This window comes from Ancylobacter aquaticus (genome assembly GCF_004339465.1).
GTDB classification, from domain to species: Bacteria; Pseudomonadota; Alphaproteobacteria; order Rhizobiales; family Xanthobacteraceae; genus Ancylobacter; species Ancylobacter aquaticus.
Window position 1 is genome coordinate 140,071 of the sequence record NZ_SMFY01000003.1, and the last position, 23,414, is coordinate 163,484.

At 70.6% G+C, this 23,414-nt stretch carries 12 protein-coding genes; 5 read left to right on the forward strand and 7 right to left on the reverse strand.

All coding sequences use genetic code 11. The features are described 5' to 3' along the window. Positions 1-24: 24 nt before the first annotated feature. The 3 genes from EV667_RS16705 to EV667_RS16715 form a co-directional block, all read right to left on the reverse strand. On the reverse strand, positions 25-3,198 hold the full coding sequence (locus tag EV667_RS16705) for a non-ribosomal peptide synthetase (protein ID WP_131836484.1): 3,174 nt from the start codon (positions 3,196-3,198) through the stop codon (positions 25-27). 230 nt (positions 3,199-3,428) lie between these two features. Beyond that, the gene (locus EV667_RS16710) at positions 3,429-3,746 is read right to left on the reverse strand and encodes an antibiotic biosynthesis monooxygenase family protein (RefSeq protein WP_207907786.1); all 318 of its coding nucleotides are present in this window, start codon (positions 3,744-3,746) and stop codon (positions 3,429-3,431) included. A 635-nt stretch (positions 3,747-4,381) separates the two neighbouring features. Then, the gene (locus tag EV667_RS16715) at positions 4,382-5,248 is read right to left on the reverse strand and encodes a phytanoyl-CoA dioxygenase family protein (protein WP_131836485.1); all 867 of its coding nucleotides are present in this window, start codon (positions 5,246-5,248) and stop codon (positions 4,382-4,384) included. A gap of 164 nt (positions 5,249-5,412) precedes the next feature. On the opposite strand from EV667_RS16715, the gene EV667_RS16720 reads away from it, so the two are divergent. The 4 genes from EV667_RS16720 to EV667_RS16735 are packed head-to-tail and all read left to right on the forward strand — an operon-like array spanning position 5,413 to position 20,145. Then, on the forward strand, positions 5,413-6,294 hold the full coding sequence (locus tag EV667_RS16720; RefSeq protein ID WP_131836486.1) for a thioesterase II family protein: 882 nt from the start codon (positions 5,413-5,415) through the stop codon (positions 6,292-6,294). 9 nt (positions 6,295-6,303) lie between these two features. Continuing rightward, complete coding sequence (locus EV667_RS16725; protein WP_131836487.1) at positions 6,304-9,090, forward strand: ATP-binding cassette domain-containing protein; 2,787 nt, start codon at positions 6,304-6,306, stop codon at positions 9,088-9,090. Then, a complete protein-coding gene (locus EV667_RS16730) occupies positions 9,087-11,225 on the forward strand; it encodes an AMP-binding protein (RefSeq protein WP_131836488.1) in 2,139 nt (712 codons plus the stop codon). Before EV667_RS16725 ends, EV667_RS16730 begins: the two co-directional genes overlap by 4 nt. Beyond that, the gene (locus EV667_RS16735; RefSeq protein WP_131836489.1) at positions 11,212-20,145 is read left to right on the forward strand and encodes a type I polyketide synthase; all 8,934 of its coding nucleotides are present in this window, start codon (positions 11,212-11,214) and stop codon (positions 20,143-20,145) included. The genes EV667_RS16730 and EV667_RS16735 overlap by 14 nt, the downstream gene beginning before the upstream one ends. 12 nt (positions 20,146-20,157) lie before the next feature. On the opposite strand, the gene EV667_RS16740 is transcribed toward EV667_RS16735, so the two are convergent. The 4 genes from EV667_RS16740 to EV667_RS16755 form a co-directional block, all read right to left on the reverse strand. Then, entirely contained in the window at positions 20,158-20,670 is a 513-nt protein-coding gene (locus EV667_RS16740; protein WP_131836490.1) for a DoxX family protein, read from the reverse strand. Between the two features lie 8 nt (positions 20,671-20,678). Then, the gene (locus EV667_RS16745) at positions 20,679-21,449 is read right to left on the reverse strand and encodes an HvfC/BufC N-terminal domain-containing protein (RefSeq protein WP_131836491.1); all 771 of its coding nucleotides are present in this window, start codon (positions 21,447-21,449) and stop codon (positions 20,679-20,681) included. A 3-nt stretch (positions 21,450-21,452) separates the two neighbouring features. Further along, positions 21,453-22,331 (reverse strand): MNIO family bufferin maturase, encoded by an 879-nt coding sequence (gene bufB, locus EV667_RS16750; protein WP_131836492.1) that lies wholly within the window; start codon positions 22,329-22,331, stop codon positions 21,453-21,455. 74 nt (positions 22,332-22,405) lie between these two features. Next, positions 22,406-22,693 (reverse strand): BufA1 family periplasmic bufferin-type metallophore, encoded by a 288-nt coding sequence (locus EV667_RS16755; protein WP_131836493.1) that lies wholly within the window; start codon positions 22,691-22,693, stop codon positions 22,406-22,408. 184 nt (positions 22,694-22,877) lie between these two features. Between EV667_RS16755 and EV667_RS16760 the strand changes: the two genes are divergently transcribed. Continuing rightward, positions 22,878-23,414, forward strand: coding sequence for a sigma-70 family RNA polymerase sigma factor (locus tag EV667_RS16760; RefSeq protein ID WP_131836494.1), 537 nt, complete (start codon positions 22,878-22,880; stop codon positions 23,412-23,414).

A 23,414-nucleotide genomic window follows, 5' to 3' on the forward strand; every position in this document is an offset into this window, starting at 1 on the left:
GGCCTCCCGGCAGAGCGGTGAGGGTCACGAGGGCAACTCAACACGGGCGCGCTGGCGCCCTGCGAGGATGGGACCGGGCTCGGGGCGGGTATCAGCCCCCACCATTCGCTCCGCTAGCCGCTCCGCCAGGCCTGCGAGCTGCGGCGCCTCGAACAGGTCGGCCAGCGTCGCCGTGGGAGCGAGTTCCCGGCGCACCCGGGCGATCATCTGCATGGCGAGAAGCGAGGAGCCGCCCAGCGCGAAGAAATGATCGTGCCGCCCGACACGGGCGCCGCCCAGCGCCTCGCTCCACAGCGCGGCGAGCGCGGTCTCAAGCGTACCCTGCGGCGGGGCCTCGGCACTGTCGACAACCGGAGCCGGCGGCAAAGCGGCGCGGTCGACCTTGCCATTGGCGGTGCGCGGCAGGCGGGCATGGCGAAAAAACGCGTGCGGAATCATGTAGGCGGGCAGCCGGGCGGCGAGAAGCCGGCGCAGCGTTGCGTCGTCGGGCAGGTCCGCCCCACCCAGATGGGCGACGAGTCGGGCCGGCCGCCCCTCGCTCTCCTCGACCACCACGGCCACGTCGAGTATGCCGGGCAGCGTCTGCAGCGCCGCCTCGACGTCTGCCGGCTCGACCCGATAGCCGGCTATCTTCACCTGCCGGTCGCGGCGGCCATGGAAGAACAGCCGCCCGTCAAAGCCGAGCGAGACCCGGTCGCCGGTGCGATAGGCCGGGGCAGGGTCGGCACCGGGAAGAACCGTGCGCAGGACGACCCCCGGCTCCGCGCCGATATAGGCGCGGGCCACTGCCGGCCCGGACACCACGAGTTCGCCGATGGTGCCGAACGGGCAGGGCCGGCCTTCGCCATCCATCACGTGCAGGCGCGTGCCGGGAAGCGGATGGCCGATGGCGACGCTGGCCCCCGTCGTTTCCGGCCGGCAACGCTCGACGCAGACCCAGACCGTGGCCTCTGTCGGGCCGTATTCATTGCACAGCACGGCGTTGGGAGCACGGGCGGCATGGGCCGACACCAAGGCCGGCGGGCAGGGCTCGGCCGCGACCTTTGCAAGGCGCAGGCCCGGCAGGCCCTGTGGGCCGGAAGTCTCCAGCAGCAGCGCCCAGAGCGAGGGCGTCAGGCAGACATGGGTGACGGCGGCCTCGCGGATGAGCGCGACCAGCCGGTCGGCATCGCGTGCCTGCGCCGCATCGGGCATGACCAGCGTGCCGCCCTCGCACAGGGTACAGAACAGCCCGGTCACGGAGCCGTCGAAGAACAGCGGGAAGGTGAGCAGGAAGCGGCCGATCGGCAGGTCGGCATTCTCCGCTGCGCTGGCGGCCACATGGGTGCGCAGATTGTCGTGGCCGACGCTCACACCCTTCGGCCGCCCGGTGGAGCCGGAGGTGAAGATGACATAGGCCTCGTCCGCCGCCGCCGGCCGAACCACCGCGTCGAGGTCGGCCGGTTCCGGCGCGATGTCATCCACCGTGAGGATTGGGAGGCCGGGAACAGTTTCGGCAAGGGCACGGCGGGTGACGAGCGCGGCGACGCCAGCGGCCTCGATGATCATCGCCCGCCGCTCGGCCGGCGTCTCGGGGTCGAGCGGCACATAGGACGCGCCGGCGCAAACTATTCCGAGTATGGCGGCGACCGCCTCCGGGCCGTGTTCGAGCTTCACCGCCACCCGGGCTCCGGACTTCACCCCGGCCGCCGCCAGCCGGCCGGCCAGCGCGGCCGCTCTATTGCCGAGGTCGCCATAGGTCCAGACGCGGTCCGTCGCCACAATTGCCGGCGCCTCCGGCCGGGCGCGCATCTGCGCCAGGATGAGGTCCAGCGCCGTGCCGGACGCGGCGGGCAGGGGGCGGCCGGTGAGGGCGGCCGAAATCTGCCGATCAAGGGCTTCCGGCATCACGTTCAGCGCGTTGGCGGGCGCATCGAGATGGTCGGGAAGGCGCTCCAGCGCGGTGGCGAGCATGTCGAGCAGCTGGCGCGCCTGCGGCAGCGCGACATGCTGCTGGTCGACCATCAGGCGTAGCTCGAACGCCTCGCCGATCTCCACCATCAGGTTGAGCGGCATGTCCGGCAGGGTCACGTCGCCGCTGGCGCGGATTTCCAGCCCGGCGGCGCGAAAGGCGGCGGCCAATGCGAGCGGATAGGTCTGCACCGCGATCAGACTGCGCAGCGGCAGCGCGTCGCTCGGCAGGCCGAGCAGGTCGCGCAGTGCGTCGAGTGCCAGAGGCCCGGCCTCCCGACCCGCCACGCGGGCGCGCTGAAGCTCGGCCAGCCAGTGGCGCAGGGGCAAAGCGTCGCGGCGCACGCGGCTTGGGAGCACGCCGATCTGCGGCCCCACCATCGCGCTTGAGCGATCACCCAGAAGCTCGGGCGGGCGCACTGTCTCGACGCAGCCCATCACGAGATCGTCGACGCCGTCCGTGCGGGCCAGCACCAGCGCCCAGGCGCCCTCTACCAGGGTGCTCAGCGTCAGCCGCTCGGTTCGCGAAAGCGCGCCGAGCCGGTCGGCGAGGGCGGGGGAAAGAACACGGAACGCCTCGCCGATGCGTGGGGCGGAAACGGTGGAACTGCGGGCGACCGATTCCGGGCTGTGGCCGGCCAGCACGGCGCCCCAATGGACCCGGGCGGCGCTGTCGTCGCGGCCCTGCCACCACTCCACATAGCGCCGGAAGGGGAGGGCGGGCGGCACGGTGCCGCCGCGATACAGGGTCAGTACCTCCCCCAGAATCTCGCCGAGCGACCAGCCATCGACCGCGAGGTGATGGCGGGTCCACACCAGCAGGTGACGTGGCGCCGGGCCCTCGGGTGCACGTTCCGGTGAAACGGTGATGAGGCGCACCCGCATCAGCGGCGGGCGGCGCAGATCGAACGGGTGGGCCCGGTCCTCTTCCAGCAGCGTATCGAGCGCGGCGCGCCAGTCGTCGCGGGCGCTCCAGTCGAGCCGCTCGACCTCGAAGACAGGTGCCGACACCACCACCTGGGCCGGCGCACCCTTGAGTTCCCAGTGAAAGCCGGAGCGCAGCGCGGCGTGGCGCTGGACGATGGCGGCCCAGGCGGCGGCAAAGCCATCGGCATCAAGGGGGCCGGCCAGCAGGGCCCACCACTGGCCCATGAAAAGCGGTTGGTCAGGATAACTTACGCATCGCACCAGAATTGCGCGCTGTAGATCGGTCAGACCGTAGATATCTTCGATCGGACCTCGGGTCACGTCGCTACCTTTTAAAGCAGAGTGCAGTGCAGCGGGATTGTTTGCAATGTAGCCGTCGCGGAAACGGCTTGCCGGCGTTCATTCCCTGTGCCGTCGAAGGACCGCGTGGCAAAGGCGCGCCGAGTCGTACCTGCCTTGCACGGATTGATCCCGAATCTGCAACTTCTGAGTGCAACATCGGTTATGAGGCGCGGGGAGACGGCGGCGGCCGTGGCCGCCGCCGGAAGTATTCAGAGGCTTTCGATGTAGAAGCCTTCGCCCTTGACGTCACCGTCGCACAGCTTCTGCAGCTTCTCGACAATGCCGCCGCCATCTTTGGCGCGCGGGTTGGCCGCCATCTTGTCGAAAGCAGCTTCGCTTTCCCAGACAGTTGCGATGCCATACATGGACGGGTCTTTCTTGGACTTCATAAGTCCAAAGCCGACCAGGCCTTCGATAACGTCGCCCGGCTTCTTACCGTCGTTGGGCAGCATTTCTTTTTCGAGAAGCGCGCGCGCATCCTGCTCGCTACCCGCCTTAACGTGACAACGAGAGATCGTCATAAACATACTTGCCACAGGATCTTCTCCAGCCAGAGTTGCGGAGCGAAACCTACAGCGAGGCGCGAACACGGGCAACCGTCTATTTTTGTTCGGTTCTCAGTATTTTCTCGCACGGCGCCCAATAAGGTTCTAGCACTTCACCAATGCTCCACATGGCCAGAGTATCATGTCTAGCTCAGTCGACTTCGTGTTTAGCCCCCTTTGCAGATCAACCTCCGCGTGCGGCGCGGGGGGCGGAAGTGCCGCGAGGCCGGCCGTCGAGTCCTGTGTCGGTCGATGGTCCACGCCGGTCGCCGCGTCGGTCGTCACCCGGGAACCTGGCCGGTGTGGCCGATGACAGGCTTTCGATGATGCATGACGTAGAGGAAGCAACGCGCCTTCCACACAAAGGCGCGGCAGCATGCGGTTTCGCCCACGAGCAGGGCGCCGCTGGCGGCGCAACGGGTCGCGGCGCCCTGGCGGAAGGCCCCGGCGAGGCCGGCTTGTGGGCGGCGCCGGCGTGGCACCGTCCTCCCCTTACGAGCCGGCTTGGTATCCCTACGCCCGTGGCTATCGGGCGGTGGCCCACCCACCCTGGCCGGCCCGGCGCTGCACGCCTGGGATGTAGCGTCCGCAGGCCGGCGCGCCGGCTCCCCCGCCCCTCATGCGAAGGGGGAAAGAACCGGGAAGAGGTTTCCGCGAATCGGGGCGCCGACCGCGAGATCCACCTCGAAGCCCTCGGCCACCAGCCGGTCGACCACGGTGCGGCCATGTGGGGCCAGCACCGCCGTCTCGTCGACCCAGCGCGTCACCATGCGGCGTGTGTCGTGGTCGAGCGTGTTGCCCGGCGAGCCGTGCAGCGTGCGGGCATGGAAGACCAGGCAGTCGCCGGGCTCCATGTCCCAGCCCAGAATGTCGTATTCCTCGCGGTGGCCCTGGATGTCGGGCACGCGGGAGAAGGTATCTCTGGCGGAAATGTCGAAGTCGCCGTGGTAGCGGGCGTAAAATTCCTCCACCGCCGGCAGTGCCGCCTGTTCGCTCTCGAAGAAGTTCGCCGGCATGAACAGCTTGTTCCAGCGGTGGGAGCCGCGCACGAACTCCAGCGCGGCCTCGCGCGGGATGGGGTCGAGCGCCACCCAGATGGAGCAGAATGGGCCGAGCACCACATTGTCGTGGTGCCAGGGCGTGCGCGCCTGCGTGCCGGGGCTCTTGTAGAACCAGGTGTCCTGCAGCAGCCGCACGGTGGGCGTGCGCAGGCAGCGCGCGGCAATGGCGGCGGACGGCGATTCAAGCGCGAAGGTCTCAAGCTCGGAAATGTGCCGGCGCGACCAGATGTCGGAGTAGAAGGCGCCCTTGTCATTGGGCGAGAAGCTCTGGAACAGGGCGCCGGGGCTCGCGATGTTGCGCCTGATGCCCTCCGCCGCGAGATCGACCCATTCCGGCCCGAAGGCCCCCTTGAGGCAGATGGCGCCGTCGCGGTCGAGAGTCTCGATCATGGACTCGTCGATGGGAGAGGTGTCGTTCGGCATGGATCCTCCTGGACGTTTGCGCGGCTAAGCCGTTTTTTCGGGACTCTCCCCCCGGCGGGGGCGCAGGTCGCGCGACGGGCGCGGCGAGTGGCGGGGTGGTCTCGGAGCACCGCGCCCCCACGGTGTGGCACATCGGCGGTCGCTGTCCATTGGCGAATTTTGTCATGATCTCGCTCCCCTCGGCTGTCCGGGCCGAACCCGAAGCCGTATCGCCTGCTTTGTCGCCCGCTCTCCTGCGCTGGGTCCGCCGGCCGGCGGGCGCGCCGGCGATCATCTGCCTTCCCCATGCCGGCGGCAGCGTCCTGTCGTGTCTCGGCCTCGCCGCCGTCCTGCCGGACGATCTTGCCATCGCCACGGTGGCGCTGCCCGGCCACGCGCCGGATGTGCCGGGGGCGCCGGAGGCGGATGTCCGGCGGCTGGCGGCCCGCCTGGCGGGTGAGATCGCCGCCGCCCTCGACGCGGAACTGGCGCCGCAAGGGGCAGGGCTGACCCTTCTCGGCAACAGTTTCGGTGCGCTGCTCGCCTTCGAGACGGCGCTGGCGCTGGAGCGGGCCGACGCCGACTGCGCGTCCCGGCTGCATCTCGTCGTCTCGGGTTTTCGCTCGCCGAGCCGCCCGCCCAGCGACGCGCCGCTGCACCTTCTCCCCCGCGCCGTGCTGCTGGCCGAACTGCGCGAGTGCTTCGGCGCCGTCGGGCCGGACCTTGGCGATCTGCTCGGCGCGCGCGAGGAGGCGGCGCTGCGGGCTGATCTCGAAGCGTGCGAGACCTATCGGCTGGGCGCCGCGCCGCTGTTGCGCTGCGCGACGTCCGTCATTCGCCTCACCGCCGATCCTTCGGTGTCCGCGCAGGAATGTGCGGCCTGGCGCGAGGTGTGCGCCGGGCCCGTCCAGTTCCGCGCGCTCGACGCCGGTCATTTTCCCTGGAGCGGCGCCGCCGCCCCGGCTTTCGCCCGCCTTGTTGGCGAACGGGTCGCGTCTGAACCGGCGCCTGCCGGACGGCCCGCCCCCTGCCCGCCCGCCCTTTTCCCGCCCGCCCGCGAATCATAAAGAGCCGCCATGTCCAACCGGCATTTCGACTGGTTCAAGAAACACGACACCGAGGACGAGGTTCAGCACAAGTTGCAGCGCCTTTACGGCCTCGCCTGCGACCGGCTGGCGATGAAGCCCGACAGCGGTTTCATCGCCGCCGCGATGGCGGCCAATCCCGAAGAGGCCCGGCGCGACCCGATGCGCCGGCTTGCGCATCACCTGTTCACCTATAAGCTGGCGATGCCCGCCGGGGCTTGGGGCCTGCTGGGGCTTGGCCTGCTGCACTCGGTGTTGCTGGAAGTGGCGCGCGAGGATGGCAAGAAGTCCGCGCCGGTGCGAATTCCGCGCACCGAGGCCCATGACCTCAACGGTTTGGCGAGCCGCCTCTTGCTACCGGAGGTGGACCAGAAGGATGTGCGCCGGGCGGCGGCCTTCGTCGAATATCTGCTGATGGCCAAGGGGCCGCGCGGCTTTCTGAAATTCGGGCGCAAGATGGGTGCCGACGGCAATGTGGACGCCGCGAGCCAGGCCGTGGCCGGCATCTCCGCCGGGGCGCTGGAGCTGAAATGGCAGGACGTCATTCGCGCCGGCACCCCTGAGAGAGGGCCGACCCATCTGGTGGCCTGGGTGGGGAAGGCGGCCGCACGGCACAAGATGCTGCTGTTCTGGTTCCTGCTCGCCAATGCGGTGCAGATTCTCTACGCCGTCTATGTGCCGCTCTGGCTGCAGGCGCTGTTCGACGAGGGCATCAAGCCCAGCAATGTCGAGGCCATCCGCACCTATCTCGCCTATTTGACCTGGGGCTTCCTGGGCGCGTCCTTCTTCGGCGTGATCCTCGATTACACCATCGCCAAGCTCGGCCCGCGCATCCTCAACGACCTGCGCGCGCGCATGTTCACCAAGATCAACAACATGGATGCGCGCGAGCTCGCCAGTTCCGACACCGACGAGATCATCGCCGATTTCTCCAACGACATCACCGTGGTGGAGAAGGCGGTCATCTGGGCGGTGCCGGGCCTGTTCTCCAAGGGCCTCATGCTGATCGGCTCGGTGGCGGTGGCCTTCTCGCTGGACACCGAGCTGGCCATCGCCACCCTGGTTTCGCTGATGATCGCGTTCTGGCTGCCGAGGGGCTTCAGCAAGCGCGCCGTGCGCTACAATTACGAGCGCGGCGCGGAGGACGCCAAGGTCGCCCATGTGGTCAAGGAAACCCTGCTCATGCAGCGGGTGATCCGCATTTTCGGCCTGCGCGAGCTGCAGGCGACGCTGTTCAGCGGGCAGCTGGGCCGGCTTTTCCGGGCCAGCTACCACCAGTATTTCTCCTCCGGCCTCGTCGGACGCCTGACCAGCTTCGGCGTCAGCGCGGCGCAACTGCTGGTCATCGGCCTCGGTGCCATGCAGTCGGTCCACGGCGAGGTGTCCTCGGGCACAATCGTCGCCTTTATCACCCTTCTGCTCACCATTGGTGGCGCTGCCGGCTTCATCGGCGCCCAGCTGCCGCTGCTGATCCAGGGCGTTGGCGGGCTGGAGCGGGTGCAGGCCCTGCTTGGCAAGCCCGATGCGGCTCCCGACCCGGAACACCCGGAATCCATCGGCGACAAGGTCAGCTCGCTCCGCTTCGACGAGGTAAGCTTCAGCTATGACGGCAGCAGCCCGACGCTCGACAAGGTGTCCATGACCATCGAATGCCCGCGACGGGTGATGGTGGTGGGGCCGTCCGGCTCCGGCAAATCGACCATCCTGCGGCTGATCGAGAACCAGTTCTCGCCCGGCAGCGGCCATGTCCGGGTAAACGGGGTCGATATGCGGCTTCTGGGGGAGGAGCAGGTGCGCTCGCTTATCTCGCTGGTGCCGCAGGAAACCATCCTGTTCCAGGCGTCGGTGCGGGAGAATATCCGCATGGGCAAGCTCACTGCCACCGACGCCGAGGTGGAAGCCGCCGCCAAGGCCGCCGACATCCACCCCATCATCATGTCCCTGCCCGACGGCTACGACACCAATGTCGGCGAGGGCGGCGGCAAGCTCTCGGGCGGGCAGCGCCAGCGCATCGCCATCGCCCGCGCCATCCTGCACGACCCGCAGATCATGTTGCTCGACGAGGCCACCTCGGCGCTCGACCCGGCGAGCCGCGTGGCGGTGGAGGAGACACTGCGCAAGGTTACGGAAGGACGCACCGTCGTCGCCGTCACGCATGACCTGACCCAGTGCGAGCATGCCGATCTCGTCTATGTGGTAAAGGCGGGCCGGGTGGTGGAGAGCGGCACCCATCAGGCGCTGCTTGAGGCCGATGGCGTCTATGCCGATCTCTGGCAGCGCAGCGTGATCGCCGGGGCGGCCGAAGGCACCGTGCCGCGCGAGCAGCTTCTCGACCGGCTGCGCAAGCGTCCCATTCTCAAGAATGTGCCGGAAGTCTTCCTGCAACGCCTGCTCGCCCGCATGACGGTGGAGACCGTCGGGCCGGACACAGTGCTGGTCGAGGACGGCAAGCCGGCCGACCGCCTCATCTTCATGACCCAGGGCGAGGCGCAGCAGAGCATTCGTCTGTCCGACGGCACGCTGATGACCGTGGGAATTCTCGAACCGGGGGATTCCATGGGCGATTACGCGGCGCTGGAGGGTGCGGAGGAGTTCACCCGCGTGGTGGCGCGAAAGGCCTGCCACCTGCTGACGATCGACGCCGTGTCGCTGCGCGCGCTGCTCGCCGCCAATCCCGATATCGAGCTGCACATCCTGACCGCCCTCGCGGCCCGCCACGAGGCTATGCTGGAACATTACACATGGCAGAAGCTGCAGCAGCAGGCGCAGCCGCAATGACGGAGGCTTCGCCCGCCGGCACCATCGCCACCCGGCTGGTGGCGCTTGCCGCACGCCCCGACGACCGCTGGTCCATCACCTTCCTCGACAGCCATGGCGCCGTGTTCGAGCGCTGCGGCGCGGCGGAACTGGCGGCGCGGGCCGCCCGCGTCGCCGGGTTCCTGGAGCGGGAGCGCGCGCCGGGGGCGCCGGTTCTGCTGGTATTCCAGCCGGGCGTCGACTTTCTGGTGGCGTTCCTTGCCTGCCAGTGGTCGGGGCGGCTCGCCGTGCCGATCAACCCGCCGCGCCGGCATCGGCTCATCCAGCGCCTGCAGGCGGTGGCCGCCGACAGCGGCGCCACGGTGGCCCTGACCGGCGGCGGGGTGGCCGAGCAATCCGCCCTCTGGCAGGCCGACAGCGCCGAGCTGGCGGCGATCCGCTGGCAGGATGTCGGCGACATCGACAGCGATCCGGCGCAGGCCACGCCGCTGCGCGCGGTCGACCCCGCCGCCACCTGCTTCATCCAGTACACCTCCGGCTCCACCGCCCTGCCCAAGGGCGTTGAAGTGAGCCACGCCAACCTCATGGCCGACATGGCGCGGATGGAGGCGGCGTGGGAGCTCTCGCCGTCGAGCACCATGGTGACGTGGCTGCCGGCCTTCCACGATCTCGGCCTGATCTTCGGCCTGCTGCAGACGCTGTATTCCGGCTGCCCGGTGGTGCAGATGGCGCCGAACAGCTTCCTTCAGCGCCCGGTGCTCTGGCTGGAGGCGATCAGCCGCTTCCGGGGCACCCACACGGCGGCGCCGAGCTTCGCCTATGATCTGTGCGCCCGTCGCATTCCCCCTGAGGCGCGCGAGGGGCTCGACCTGTCTTCCCTCGTCATGGCGATGAACGCGGCCGAGCCGATCGACCCGCAGGTGATGGAGGATTTCGCCGGCGTGTTCGGCCCGCATGGCTTCGGCCGTGAGACCTTCGCCCCGGCCTATGGGCTGGCCGAATCGACGCTCGCCGTCACCGCCAGCCCGGTCGGGGTGGCACCCCTGCTGTTCGCTCTCGATGCCGCCGCGCTGGAGGCGGGGCGCATCGTCGAGGCCGGCGCGTCGTCCCGGCGCCTCGTGATCCCCGGCAGCGGCGCACCGCTGGCGGATGTGAGCATCGCCATCGCCGACCCAGAGACCGGGCGCCGCCAGCCCGCCGGCCGGGTCGGCGAAATCTGGGTCGGTGGTCCTACCATCGCACGCGGCTACTGGCGCCGGCCGGAGGAGAGCGCCGCCACCTTCGGGGTACGCCTCGCCGGCGAGGACGACCCCACCGGCTATCTGCGCACCGGCGATCTCGGGGCGATGATCGGCGACGAGCTGTGCGTCACCGGGCGCATCAAGGACCTCATCATCCTGTCCGGTGCCAATCACTACCCGCAGGATATCGAGCGGGTGGCGCAGGGCGCGCATCCCGCCCTGCGCGCGGGCGGCGGTGCCGCTTTCGGTCTGGTCGGCGAGCCGGGCGGCGAGCAGGTGGTGCTGGTGCAGGAGCTGGAACGCACCCAGCGCCGCACCGATCCGGCGCCGCTGTTCAGCGCCATCAGCGCGGCGGTGTGGCAGACGCTGGAGCTGCAGCTCGCGCGCATTGTGCTGGTGGAGCCGGGCGCGGTGCTGCGCACCTCCAGCGGCAAGATCCAGCGCGCCGCCAATCGGCAGGCTTGGCGCGAGGGCGCGCTGCCGGTCATCGCCGAATGGCGCAGCGCGCGGCAGCAGGCGCTGGAGGAAACGCGCGGTGCCGCGCCCGGCGCTCATGCGTCGTCCTCGGGGCAGGCGTCGGCACTGGAGGGCTGGCTGCGCGACTGGCTGGCGCGGCGGCTCGCCTTGCCCGTCTCCGCCGTGCCGTTGGATCGCGGCCTGGGCGAACTCGGCCTTACCTCGCTCGACGCGGTGGATCTCGCCGGCGCGCTGGGCACGCATCTCGGCCAAGCCCTGCCGCAGACCCTCGCCTTCGACCACCCGACGGTTGCCGCCCTGGTGGCGCATCTGAGCGGATCGCCACCGGCGAGCCTGCCGCAGACCCCGCCTCAGATACCGGCGCCGCCGCCGGGGGCGGGCGGCGATCTGGACGAACTGTTGTCGATGATTGAAGGGGGCGGTCGTGGCCACGACTGAGGAACGGCGCGCGGGCCTGCTCACACGGCTGAGCCGGCTGAACCCCGAACAGATCACCGATCTGATGCTGGCGCTGGAGGGACGTATCGACACCCTGCGGGCCGAGACGGCGCGCGCCCGCGAGCCGGTGGCGATCGTCGGGCTGGCCGCCCGCTTCGCCGGGACGGCTTCGGCCTCCGCCTATGGCAGGCTGCTGTTCGAGGGGCGCGACGCCGTCCGCCCCGCCCCGGCCGACCGGCCGGAGCGGGTGGGACTGCCGCCGGGCGGCTATGTCGATGGGGTGGAGCGTTTCGACGCCGACTTCTTCGGCCTGCGCCCGCTCGAGGCCGACGCCATGGACCCCCAGCACCGTCTGGCGCTGATGCTGGCCTGGCAGGCGCTGGAAGATGCCGGCTATGCCGATGCCGCCCGGCGGCCGCGTGCCACCGGGGTTTTCCTCGGCCTCGGCGCCAATGAGTATGAGGCCCGCTTCCGGGCGACCGACACGCTTTCCCCCGCCGCCATTCTGGGCAATGCGGGCTCCATCGCTGCCGGGCGCATCAGCCATTGGCTCGATGTCTGCGGCCCGGCTCTGGTGATCGACACCGCCTGCTCCTCCTCGCTGGTGGCGGTGCACGCGGCCTGCCGCGCCCTGCGCAGCGACGAATGCGACCTCGCGCTGGCCGGCGGGGTCAATCTGACGCTGGATGCGGAGCTCACAGCGGCACTCGCGGCCGCCGGCATGCTGGGCCCCGGCCATGCGTGCCGCACCTTCGACGCGGGCGCCGACGGCTATGTGCGCGGCGAGGGCGGCGGGCTGGTGGTGCTGAAGCGCCTTGCCGATGCGCGGCGCGACGGTGACGCCATTCGCGCAATCATTCGCGGCTCCGCGATCAACCATGACGGCCATTCCAGCGCACTCACCGCCCCCAATGGCGCCGCCCAGCGCGCGGTGATCGCCAGCGCCCTTGCCGATGCCGGGCTGTCGGCGCCGCAGGTGCAGGCCGTCGAATGCCACGGCACGGGCACGCCGCTCGGCGACCCCATCGAGGTGCAGGCGCTTGCCGCCGCCTATGGTGCGGGGCGCACCGCGCCGCTGCTGCTGGGGTCCGCCAAGACCAATACCGGCCATCTGGAGGCCGCCGCCGGAGTTGCCGGCCTCATCAAGATGGTGCTGGCGCTGGAAGCGGGGCGGCTGCCGGGAACGCTGCACCAGTCGCAACCCAATCCGCGCATCGCCTGGGGCGATCTGCCCGTCCGCGTCGTCGACCGGGCAATGGACTGGCCCGCCGGCGACACGCGCCGCGCCGGGGTGAGCAGCTTCGGCTTTTCCGGCACCAACGCCCATCTTATCCTTGAAGAGGCCCCGCCGGTGCCGGAGGCGACCCTCGAAGCCCCGCTTCCGACGATCCTGGCCTTTTCCGCCCGGGATGCCGAGGGCCTGCGCCGCATGGCGGCCGGGCTCGCCGATCATCTGGCGGCCGAGCCCGGGACCTCGCTCGCTGGCATCGCCGCGGCGCTGAACACCGGGCGCGGGCGTTTTTCCCATCGTGCCGCGTGCCTCGCGCGCAGCCACGAGGAAGCGCTGGCGGGCCTGCGTGCCATTGCCGAGGGCGAGGCGCCGCTCGCGGGTGCGGCCGGCCTTGCCGTGTCCGGGCGGCCCAAGGTCGCCTTCCTGTTTTCCGGGCAGGGCAGCCAGTGGCCTGGCATGGCGGCGGAACTTTACGAAGCCGACCCGACCTTTCGCGCGCGCATCGATGCGGCCGGGACGCAGCTCGGCCTCGATCTCGCCGCGCGGATGTTCGAGCCGACAGCCGGCCCACTGACCGACACTGCGGAGGTGCAGCCGGCGCTGTTCGTGCTGGAGATGGCGCTGGCCGGGCGGCTCGCCGCGTTCGGTGTCACGCCCGATATCGTCGCCGGCCACAGTCTGGGCGAATGGTCGGCCGCCTGCGTCGCCGGCATGCTCCCTTTCGAGGCGGCGCTCGACTTGGTGGCGGCACGCGGCGCGCTGATGGGCGCGCTGCCGCGCGGGGGCGAGATGGCGGCGGTGTTCGCGCCGCTGGAACAGATCGCCCCGCTGGTGGAAACCTTCGGCGCACGGCTCGACATCGCCGCGCTGAACGCACCGGAAGAAGTGGTGGTGTCGGGCGAGAGCGAGGCGATCGCGGCGCTGGTGGCCGATCTCGATGCGCAGGGCATCCGCAGCCAGCGCATCGCCACCAGCCACGCCTTCCATTCCCACCTGATGGACAAGGCGGTGGCGCCGTTCGAGGACAAGGTGCGTGGCGCGGCCCTGTCCGTGCCGCACCTGCCGGTGGTCTCTAATGTGACCGGCGACCTTTCCGCCGATCTGCGCGATCCCGCCTATTGGGGGCGGCAGATCCGCCAGCCGGTTCGGTTCGGTGCGGGCCTCGACACGATGGCCGGCGAGGGCGTGCAGGTGGTGGTGGAAATCGGCCCGGCCGCGACGCTGGTCGGCTTCGCCCAGCGTGCCCCCGGCTTTGAGGGCCGGGACACGCGCTTCATCCCGACCATGCGCCGCAACCGCGCGGCGAACGAGACGCTGGCACTGGCGCTGTGCCGGCTTTTTGTCGCCGGGGTCGAGGTGACATGGCCGGCCGGCGCCGCCGCCCGCGCGCACCTGCCCGGCTATCCCTTTGCCGGCGAACGCCACTGGATCGACGCGCCGTCGCGCCATCCCGTGCCGGTGGCCCCGCCGACGCCGATGGTGACGGCCGCCGCGCTCGCCTCGCCGCGGCCGGCGCCGAACCGGGACGAGATTCGCGCCGGCATCGCCGCCAGCCTGCGGCGCAGCCTGCAATTGAGCGAGGCAGCGCTGGCGGGAGATGCCGGCTTCTTCACGCTGGGGGTGGATTCGCTCGCCCTCACCGAGGCGCTGTCCACGCTGGAGCGGCGTTGGAAGGTGGCGATCCCGCGCCGCGAGCTCTTCGCCACCCTCACCACGCCCCGGGCATTGCTGGAGCGGGTGGTGCGCGAAGTGGAGGCCAAGATTTCCGATCCCGCTTCCGCCCCGCCATCCGCCTTCCCGATCTCGGCCGCCCTGGGGGCGATGACGGAGGCCCGCATGTCCAGCCCTGTCCTGCCGCCAGTGGCACCGGACGCCGCGCCCGCCCCTTCCGCCGAGCCGATGAGTCCGCAGGCGGCCGGCTTCATCGCCGATTTCGCCACGCGCTTCAGCGCCGCGCACGGCGCCTCCCGGCACCAGCGCGAAGCTTATGGCGCGGTGCTTGCCGACAGCCGGGCGGTGGCCGGCTTTCGGCCCGAGACCAAGGCGCTGCTCTACCCGATCATCGGCGTGAAGGGACAGGGCAGCCGCGTCGTCGATGCCGACGGCAACGATTATGTCGACCTGACCATGGGCTTCGGCGTGCAGTTGCTCGGCCACAACCCGCCCATGGTGGTGGAGGCGATCCAGCGCCAGATTGCCGACCAGGGCCTGTTCCTCGGCCCGCAGGCGGAAAAGGCCGGCGCGGCGGCGGCGGCGATCGCCCGGCTCACCGGCAATGAGCGGGTGCTGTTCTGCAACACCGGCACCGAGGCGGTGATGACCGCGCTGCGCCTTGCCCGCCACGCCACCGGCCGTTCGCTGGTGGCGATGTTCGCCGGCTCCTATCACGGCCATTTCGACGGCACCCTGGCGCGCTCCGGCGTCGATGGCGCCAGCCTGCCGCTCGCCAGCGGCACGCCGCCGGGCATGCTGGCCGATGTGGTGGTGCTCGATTATGCCGACCCCGAGGGCAGCCAGATGGCGCTGGAAGCGCTGGGCGAGCGGCTCGCGGCGGTGATCGTCGAGCCGGTGCAGAGCCGGCGCCCCGGATTGCAGCCGCGCGAGTTCCTGCAATGGCTGCGCGGCTTCACCCAACGGGCCGGCGCGGCGCTGATCTTCGACGAGGTGCTGCTCGGCTTCCGCGTCGCCTCCGGCGGGGCGCAGGCCTGGGCCGGGGTGCGGGCCGATCTCGTCACCTATGGCAAGATCGTCGGCGGCGGCCTGCCGATCGGCGTCGTCTCCGGCAAAAGCGCGTTTCTCGATGGCATCGACGGCGGCGTCTGGCCGCTGGAGGGCGCCGGTGGCCCCAAGGCCGAGCGGACCTTTTTCGCAGGAACCTTCAACAAGAACCCGCTCGCCATGGCGGCGGCGACCGCCATGCTCAGCCATCTGGAGGCGTCCGGCCCGGCGCTGCAGGAGCGGCTGAACGCCCGCACCAAGGCGCTGTGCCGGCGGCTCAACACCGATCTGGAAGAAGACGGCAGCCCGTTGCGGGTGGAGCACTTCTCCTCTGTGCTGCGTTTTTCCGGCGCGAGCGATCTGTTTTACAGCCAGCTCATTTCACGTGGGGTCTATGTGTGGGAGGGGCGCACCTGCTTCCTCTCCACCGCCCATAGCGAGGAAGACCTTGACACCGTGGCGCGGGCGGTGCGGGAAAGTGCCCGCGCCCTCGCGACCGTAGGCCTGATGGGCGGCACGTCGCTGCCGGCTGCGGCCGCCATGGCCCGGACGCTTGTCACCGCGCCCGGCCAGCAGGCGCTGTGGACGCTCGCCGCCTTCAGCCCGGAAAGCGCGGCGGCCTATAACCAGTCGCTCGTTCTGCGCCTGCCCGGCTGGCTCGATACGCCGACGTTGAACAAGGCGCTGGCCGATCTCGTGGCGCGCCATGACAGCCTGCGCATGCGCTTCGCCGAGGGCGGCGGCACGGCGGTGATCGATCCCCACGCCGGGGTGGCGTTGGAGGAGGCCGAGCTGGCCGACGAGGCGGCCCTCGCGGGCTGGGTGCGGGAGGCGGCGGCGCGGCCGTTCGATCTCGCGCGCGCCGGCCTGCTGCGGGCGGCGCTGCTGCGCCTTGGCGACGCGACGGCGCTGGTGCTGATCCAGCCGCACATCGTCACCGATGGCTGGTCGATGCAGGTGCTGGCCAACGAACTCGGCCGGCTCTATTCCGCGCATCTGGTCGGGACCGAGGCCCTGCTGCCGGCGCCGTCCGCTTATGAAGGCTTTGCGAGCTTCGCCCGCGCTGCCGCTGACGATTCGGACGCCGCCGCCCATTGGCAGGCCGTGTTCGCCAGCCCGCCGCCGGCGCTGGCGCTTCCCGCCGACCGGCCGCGCCCGCCGCTGCAGACCTATGATGGCGCCACCGTCCGGACGCTGCTCCCGCCCGCCTTTGCCACGCAGCTGGCGGCGCGGGCGAGGGCGCTCGACTGCTCGCTGTTCACCCTGTGCCTGGCCGCCTATGGCCAGCTTCTGGCGGAGCTTTCCGGGCAGGACGATCTCGTGGTGGCGATCTTCGCCGCCGGCCAGCCGCTGGTGGGGGAACCGGGGCTGACCGGCTATTGCATCTCCACTGTGCCGCTGCGGCTTGCCGGCATCGGCGCCGATGCCCTCGCCACCGCCCGCGCCGCCATGGCGCAGGCGATGGCCTATCCCGCCTACCCGCTCTCCGCCATCGTCAAGGCCAGCGGCGTGCGGCGCGATCCGTCCCGCCCGCCCTTGGCGAGCGTGTCGTTCAATCTCGACCGGGTGGAGACGCTGGCGGCCTTCGCCGGGCGGACGCCGGACATCCGCGCCAATGCCCATGGCAGCGTGCGCTGGGACCTGAACTGGAACCTTGAATCGAGCGAGCAGGGGCTCGTCCTCGAAGCCAATTTCAACACCGCCCTGTTCGATGCCGCTCGTGTGGAAGGCTGGATCGCGCGCTATCGCGCCCTGCTGGAAGCGATTGGCACGGCGCCCCCCCAGACCGCGCCGGTTTCGGCCCCGCTGCCGTCCAGCCTCGCGGACCGCGTCGCGCATTGGGCCGAGCGGACGCCCGACGCGCCGGCGGTGATCGACCGCGAGGGCACGCTCAGCTGGGCGCAGCTGGCGCGGGCCAGCGGCGACCTCGCCGCGCGGCTGGCGGCACAGGGCGTCGGGCCCGGCGACCGCGTCGCCTTCTGCCTCGCGCGCGGCGCCGGGCCGCTGGTGGCGATGGCGGCGGCGAGCCATCTCGGCGCGGCGTTCGTCCCGCTCGATCCCGAGCATCCCGCGCCCTACCGCGCCACGCTTCTCGCCGAAAGCGGCGCCAGGGCGCTGGTGGCGGATGCGACGACGGACGGTGAGCAGGCCCCGCTGCCCGTGCTGGGCTGGAACCGCCACGCGGAGGAACGCTCGGCGCCCCCGCGCATGGCCTGCGAGGCGTCGGACCTCGCCTATATCCTGTTCACGTCCGGCTCCACCGGGCGGCCAAAGGGGGTGCGGGTTTCCTGCGGCGGGCTCGATGCCTATGCACGGGCGCTGTTGCAGCGGCTGGCTCTCGCCGACCCGAACGCGGGCGCCCCCGTCTTTGGTATCGCCACCTCCTTCGCCGCCGATCTCGGCTATACCAGCGTCATCGGCGCCCTTGCCTGCGGCGGCACGCTCAACGTCGTGGACGCGGCGGCCGCCCGCGACCCCGCCGCCTTCATCGACTGGATGGGGCGCCACCCGGCCGATGTACTGAAGATCGTCCCCAGCCATCTCGCCGCGCTGATGGCGCATCCCGACGCGGCTGCCCTGCTGCCCCGGCGGGCGCTGATCTGCGGCGGCGACGTGCTGACCTTCGGCCTCGTGCGGAAGCTGAAGGCGCTGCGGCCCGGGCTGCGGATCTTCAACCATTACGGCCCGACCGAAACCACCATCGGCTGCACCATGGTCGAGGTGACGCCGGCATTAGCCGCCGGGCCGCAGGCGCAGGCGTCGGACCGCGTGCCGGTGGGCTACGCGCTCGACGGCGCGCGCATCGACATCGTCGACGAGCACGGTGCGGTGCTGGCCGCCGGCGAGACGGGTGAAATCCGGGTGAGCGGTGCGGGCGTGGCCCTGGGCTATCTAGGGCAGGGTGACCCGGAACCTGCCGCCGCTGCCGGCTCCGGCTTCAGCCGCCTTGCCGACGGGGCGCGCGCCTACCTCACCGGCGATCTTGGCACCCGGGACGCCGACGGACTTATCCGCTTTTTCGGCCGCAAGGACGACATGGTGAAGGTTCGCGGCCACCGGGTCGATCCCAATGGCGTGGCCGCCATCCTGCGCGCCTGCCCCGGTGTGCGCGATGCCATGGTGCTGGCCCTGCGCGAGGGGGACGGCCCGGTGCGCCTTGTCGGCGCAGCGGTGGCGCCGGGGGAGAGTGCACAGGGTCTCGGTGCCGTTCTCGACGAAAGGCTGCCCGAGGCGCAGCGCCCGTCGCGCCTGCTCCTCCTTGAGGCGCTGCCGCTGACCTCCAATGGCAAGGTCGACCGGGCGGCGCTGCGGGCGCTGTTCGCCGCTCCTCAGCCGCGCGAGAGTGCCGCTGCTGTTCCCGCCGCGCCCACCGGCGCGGAGGGCGCGCTCGCCACGGTTCTGGCGCTGTGGCGGGAGCTTTTCGCCGGGCGCGGCGCGGCGGTGTCGATTGGCCCGGACGATGATTTCTTCGCGCTGGGCGGCGATTCGATCATGGCCATCCAACTCGCCGGCAAGGCCCGGGCGGCGGGGTGGCTCGTCTCCCCGGCGCAGATCTTCACCGCGCCGACGCCGCAGGCGCTGGCCGGGGTCATGCAGAAGGTATCCGCGCGGCCGGTGGAGGAGCATGGGCCGGTGGCGGCGCCAGTGCCGCTGACGCCGATCCAGAACTGGTTCATGGGCATCGACATGCCCGACCGCCGGCATTGGGCGCTGACCGCCGTGTTCGAGCTGCCCGCCGGCACCCCTGCCGAGGCGCTGTCGGTGGCGCTGTCGGCGGCGGTGCAGCGCCATGACGGGCTGCGGATGCGTCTGCTCGACGGGGTGCCGCCGGCTCAGCAGGTCGAGAATGGAGCGCCGCCACCGGCGCTGCTGCAGGAGCGGGTGGCGGTCGGGCAGGACGTGTCGCCCATCGAGGACCGCATGGCTGACCGTCTGGTGGCGCTGCTGGACCCGATGGCGGGGCGCCCCTTCGCCGCCGGCATGATCGAGGCCGGCGCGGCCCTGCGGCTCGTGCTGGCGGTGCATCATCTCGTCTTCGACATGGTGTCCTGGGCGATTATCGCCGACGACCTCGCCCGGGCGCTGTCCGATCCGCCACAACCTGTTCTGGCGCCGCCCACGGCATGGTCGTGGTGGTGCCTCCATCAGGCGGGGACCGGCGCCGCCTTCGAGGCCGATCGCCCCTATTGGCAGGCGGTGGCACAGGCGCCCGCAAGCGTGCCGCTGGATTACCCGGAGGCGCCGGACGTGGAAGGCGACGCCCAGACCCGCGATCTCCGGCTGGAGGCGGCGCTGTGCCAGCCTCTGTTGGCCGATCTCACCGAGCGCTTCGGCCACCAGCCGCAGGAAAGCGCGCTCGCCCTCATCGCCCGCCCGCTGGTGGACTGGACGGGGGGCGCGCTGCAGATCGAGCTGGAAGGGCATGGCCGCCAGCCGGGTGATGCCGCCATCGACCTCTCGCGCACCCTTGGCTGGTTCACCACGCGCTATCCTCTGGCGCTGCCGGGGGAGGCGAGCGACCTGCCGGGCTGGCTGTTGGCGGTCAAGGATCTGGCGCGTGCGGCGGCCGGGCGCGCCATGGGCTATGGGCTGCTGCGCGTCGCGGACAGGTCACTGACCGGGGCGCGGGCGCAGGTGTCGTTCAATTTCCTCGGCGACATCAGCCGCTTCGGCCATGCCGGCCTCTCTCTGGTCCGGCTGGGGGCAGGCCGTGAGCGGGCGGCGCAGGCGGCGCGTCCGCACCGTCTGGCCTTCAATTGCTGGCAGGAGGGCGGCGCCCTGATCATACGCTGCGAATTCGGCGCCGGCCACGCGCCGGCGACCATCGAGCGGCTGCTGGCGGCCATCCGCACCGAGGCCGAGTCCTGCCGCGCGGTGGCGGCGCAGTCGGAGCGCCGCTATTCGCCGGGCGACTTCGACGCGCTCGACCTTAGCCAGGATGATCTCGACACGCTGACGCAGTTCAGCTGACGGGCCGCCACCTCAGCGCTGTGACGGGACCGACCGCCGCCACAGCTCTTCCAACCCCAGGGGGCCGCCGCCGAACACCACCAGCGTGAACGCCATGGCGGCCCAGGGCAGATGGAAATTCGCCCAGCCTTCGGGAATGGTGAGCTGGATGATGGCGGTCATGACCAGCAGGCCGAGCGCGGCGAAGCGGGTGCCGAGGCCGAGCAGCAGGAGCAGCGGCAGGACGATCTCGCCCGTGCCCGCCGCCGCCGCCATCAGCGTGGGAAAGGGGTAGGGGTGGGCGCCGCCGAAAAGATGCAGCCGGAACTCCTCCTCGAACAGGAAATGGGCGCCGGTGGACAGGGTGAGAAAGCCGTCCCATTTGGTCAGGCCCGACAGGAAGAACGGCACCGCTAGCGCGACGCGCAGCGCCAGCAGCGGCAAGGCGGGCGGAATCGCCGCCATCACATCCTCCGCCCGCGCGACCCGCGCGAGCAGCTTGTGCGATGACAGGGCGCGGGTCTCGGTAGCCGTGTCAGGATTCATTGCGGGATTCATGGCACGTCCCCTTGTGCGATGGCGGCAAAGGCGCCGAGGGTGAGAAGGCCGACCAGCGCGGCACCGAAATCGAAACCGGGGTCTTCGGCGAGCGTGGCTTCCGCCGCCGCACCCAGCGAGCCGCCGGCAAAAAGCAGCGCGGCGAACAGTCCGTCCCGGACCGGCAGGACATGGACATTGACCGCCATCTCCGGTCGCACGACCAGCACCGTCTCGGGTCGCCAGTCGTCGACAGGGGTGACGTCGGTGCCCTGATGCGCTGCCCAGATCGAACCGACCGGATGGGGCGAGCGCAGCAGAGCCGCCGAAGGATGCGGGCGCAGAATGAGAGTCGCCAGATCCTCCGGCGCGAGGGGGGCGAGCACGGCGAGGGTGAGCGGAGCGGCATCGGCCGCGTGATAGGCCCGCGTCCAGGCCGCCTCCAGCCGGGCGACGTCGGGGAGATAGGGCAGCGCCCTTGCCGGAGCGAAGCCGGCAATGAAATCGGGGAACTCATCGCCATAATCGATGATCAGCGGCGAGGATGGCTTGCGGTCCTGCGCATAGGCCCGCGCCATGCCGACGAAGAAGTCCGGGCCCACCAGTTTTTCGCTCACGCCGAAGCGCTGGGCCAGCGCCCGGGTCAACCCGACATGAACATTGTTGCGGTAGACCGCGAAGCGCGCCTCATCGGCCGTCCCGCGTGCGCCTGTCAGGCCGGGGGGCAGGGGCTGGTCGGCATGGAGCAGCGCCTGCGCGAAGGCGTGTTGGCTCGCGGTGAATTCCATGGCTCAGCCCGCCCGCTTCAGGTGGTTGCGCCGCGCCGCCTGCCCGGCGAGCAGCGCGTCGACGCGCACCGCCTCGGCGTGAAGCGTGGGGAAGGCCGGCACGTCATTGTCCCATTCGATCAGGGTGGGCAGCGGCCCGGCGCGCGCCAGCGTAAGGTCGTACAGTGCCATGACATCGGTCTTGACCGGCGAGCCATGCGCGTCGATCAGCAGCCGGTCGCCGGCGCCGTCCACCGTCTCGTCATAGCCGGCGAGGTGGATCTCGCCGACGCGCTCGACCGGAAAGCGGTCGATATAGGCGGCGGGGTCCAGCCGGTGATTGACGCAGGAGACCATCACATTGTTGACGTCCAGCAGCAGGCCGCAGCCGGTGCGGGCGGCCACCGCCTCCAGAAAGTCGATCTCGTCGATCGTGCTCTCGGTGAAGAGAAGATAGGTCGACGGATTCTCCAGCAGGAGCTGCCGCCCGATGGCCTGCTGTGCCTCGTCGACATGCTCGCTCACCCGCGCCAGGGTCTCCGGCGTATAGGGTAGCGGCAGCAAATCGTTGAGAAAGCCGGTGTCGTGCGTCGACCAGGCGAGATGCTCGGAAAAGCTCTGCGGCCGGTAACGGTCGATCAACTCGCGCAGCCGGCGCAGATGCGCCGTGTCGAGCGGTCCCGCCGCGCCGATGGACAGGCCGACGCCGTGCAGCGAGAGCGGGTAGAGGCTGGCCACCGCCTCAAGATAGCGGTGCGGCGGCCCGCCTGCGCCCATGTAGTTCTCGGCATGGACCTCGAAGAACCCGACATCCGGGCGAGCCTCCAGCACATGGCCGTAATGTTCGGGCTTGAGCCCGAGCCCGGCGCGGGCGGGCAGGCTTTCACGGGCGACAGCGTTCATCGTCGTGTCTCGCGGCTGGTGGAGGGAGCAATGGAGGCAGGAAGAGGCCCGCCGCGCGGGCCTCCTGAGCCGGCTCAGCTCTTGATCGGGGCCAGCGAGCCCATATGCATGCCGCCCTTCATGGTCACGCAGGTGCCCTTGGGAACCGCCTTCCAGGCATTGCCCTGATAGTCCATGGTCGAGGTGCCGGCGCAGGTGGTGCCGGCGCCGGCGGCGCAGTCATTCTGGCCCTTGAGAGAGACGCCGTAGCACTTCTCGTTGCCGACCATTTTTTCCGGCGCCAGAGGAGCGGCGAAGGCGGCGCCGGCAAGGGCGGTGGCGAGCGAGCCGGCAAGGGCGAGAGCGAGGGTCGAGCGGTTCATGGATCGTCTCCTGTGGAATGTGGCGCGGCCATCGTCGGCCGTGCATGGTCCATTCGAGGCGCCGATCGCCGGAGTTACGCGGCTCTTCGACACGAAGTCGTGATCGCCCCGGCCGGGCGCTTGGACAATTTTTCGCCCGGCCCGTAACAAGGCGGCCTGGGCGCGCGAAAGGGAGAGAGCGGCGTTGAACGGCAGGAACGAGGGCGAACTTGCCGATCTGCTCCGCGCCGCGCTGGCGGGGGATGAGCGTCGCTATGCGATGTTTCTCGACCGCGTCGCCGGTCTTGTCCGCGCTTATGCCCGCGGAAAGATCACCCATGGCGGGGTCGATGCGGAGGATGTGGTGCAGGAGGTGCTGCTGGCGATCCATCTGAAGCGCCATACATGGCTGCCGCAGGCGCCGGTGTTGCCCTGGGTCTATGCCATTGCGCGCTTCAAGCTGATCGACGCCTTTCGCCGGCGGGGTCGGCGGGTGGAAATCGACGTCGAGGACATCGCCGAGACCTTCGCCCAGCCGGAGGTCGAGACCGTGAGCGCGCGCGACATCGGCCGCGCGCTGGATGGGCTCGCTCCCACGCAACGCTCGGTGGTGGCGGCGATTTCCGTCGAGGGCCGCTCGGTCGAGGAGACGGCGCGGATATTCGCGATGACCGAGGCGGCGGTGCGGGTGGCGCTGCATCGGGGGCTGACCGCAATCGCGCGGCGATTTGGACGAGAGTGA

What these genes read in the sequence shown, in the direction of transcription:
- EV667_RS16710 (WP_207907786.1), bottom strand. Translation starts at nt 3,746, where the DNA reads ATGTTTATGACGATCTCTCGTTGTCACGTTAAGGCGGGTAGCGAGCAG.
- EV667_RS16755 (WP_131836493.1), bottom strand. Translation starts at nt 22,693, where the DNA reads ATGAACCGCTCGACCCTCGCTCTCGCCCTTGCCGGCTCGCTCGCCACC.
- EV667_RS16740 (WP_131836490.1), bottom strand. Translation starts at nt 20,670, where the DNA reads ATGAATCCTGACACGGCTACCGAGACCCGCGCCCTGTCATCGCACAAG.
- EV667_RS16715 (WP_131836485.1), bottom strand. Translation starts at nt 5,248, where the DNA reads ATGCCGAACGACACCTCTCCCATCGACGAGTCCATGATCGAGACTCTC.
- EV667_RS16725 (WP_131836487.1), top strand. Translation starts at nt 6,304, where the DNA reads ATGTCCAACCGGCATTTCGACTGGTTCAAGAAACACGACACCGAGGAC.
- EV667_RS16730 (WP_131836488.1), top strand. Translation starts at nt 9,087, where the DNA reads ATGACGGAGGCTTCGCCCGCCGGCACCATCGCCACCCGGCTGGTGGCG.
- EV667_RS16720 (WP_131836486.1), top strand. Translation starts at nt 5,413, where the DNA reads ATGATCTCGCTCCCCTCGGCTGTCCGGGCCGAACCCGAAGCCGTATCG.
- EV667_RS16745 (WP_131836491.1), bottom strand. Translation starts at nt 21,449, where the DNA reads ATGGAATTCACCGCGAGCCAACACGCCTTCGCGCAGGCGCTGCTCCAT.
- bufB (WP_131836492.1), bottom strand. Translation starts at nt 22,331, where the DNA reads ATGAACGCTGTCGCCCGTGAAAGCCTGCCCGCCCGCGCCGGGCTCGGG.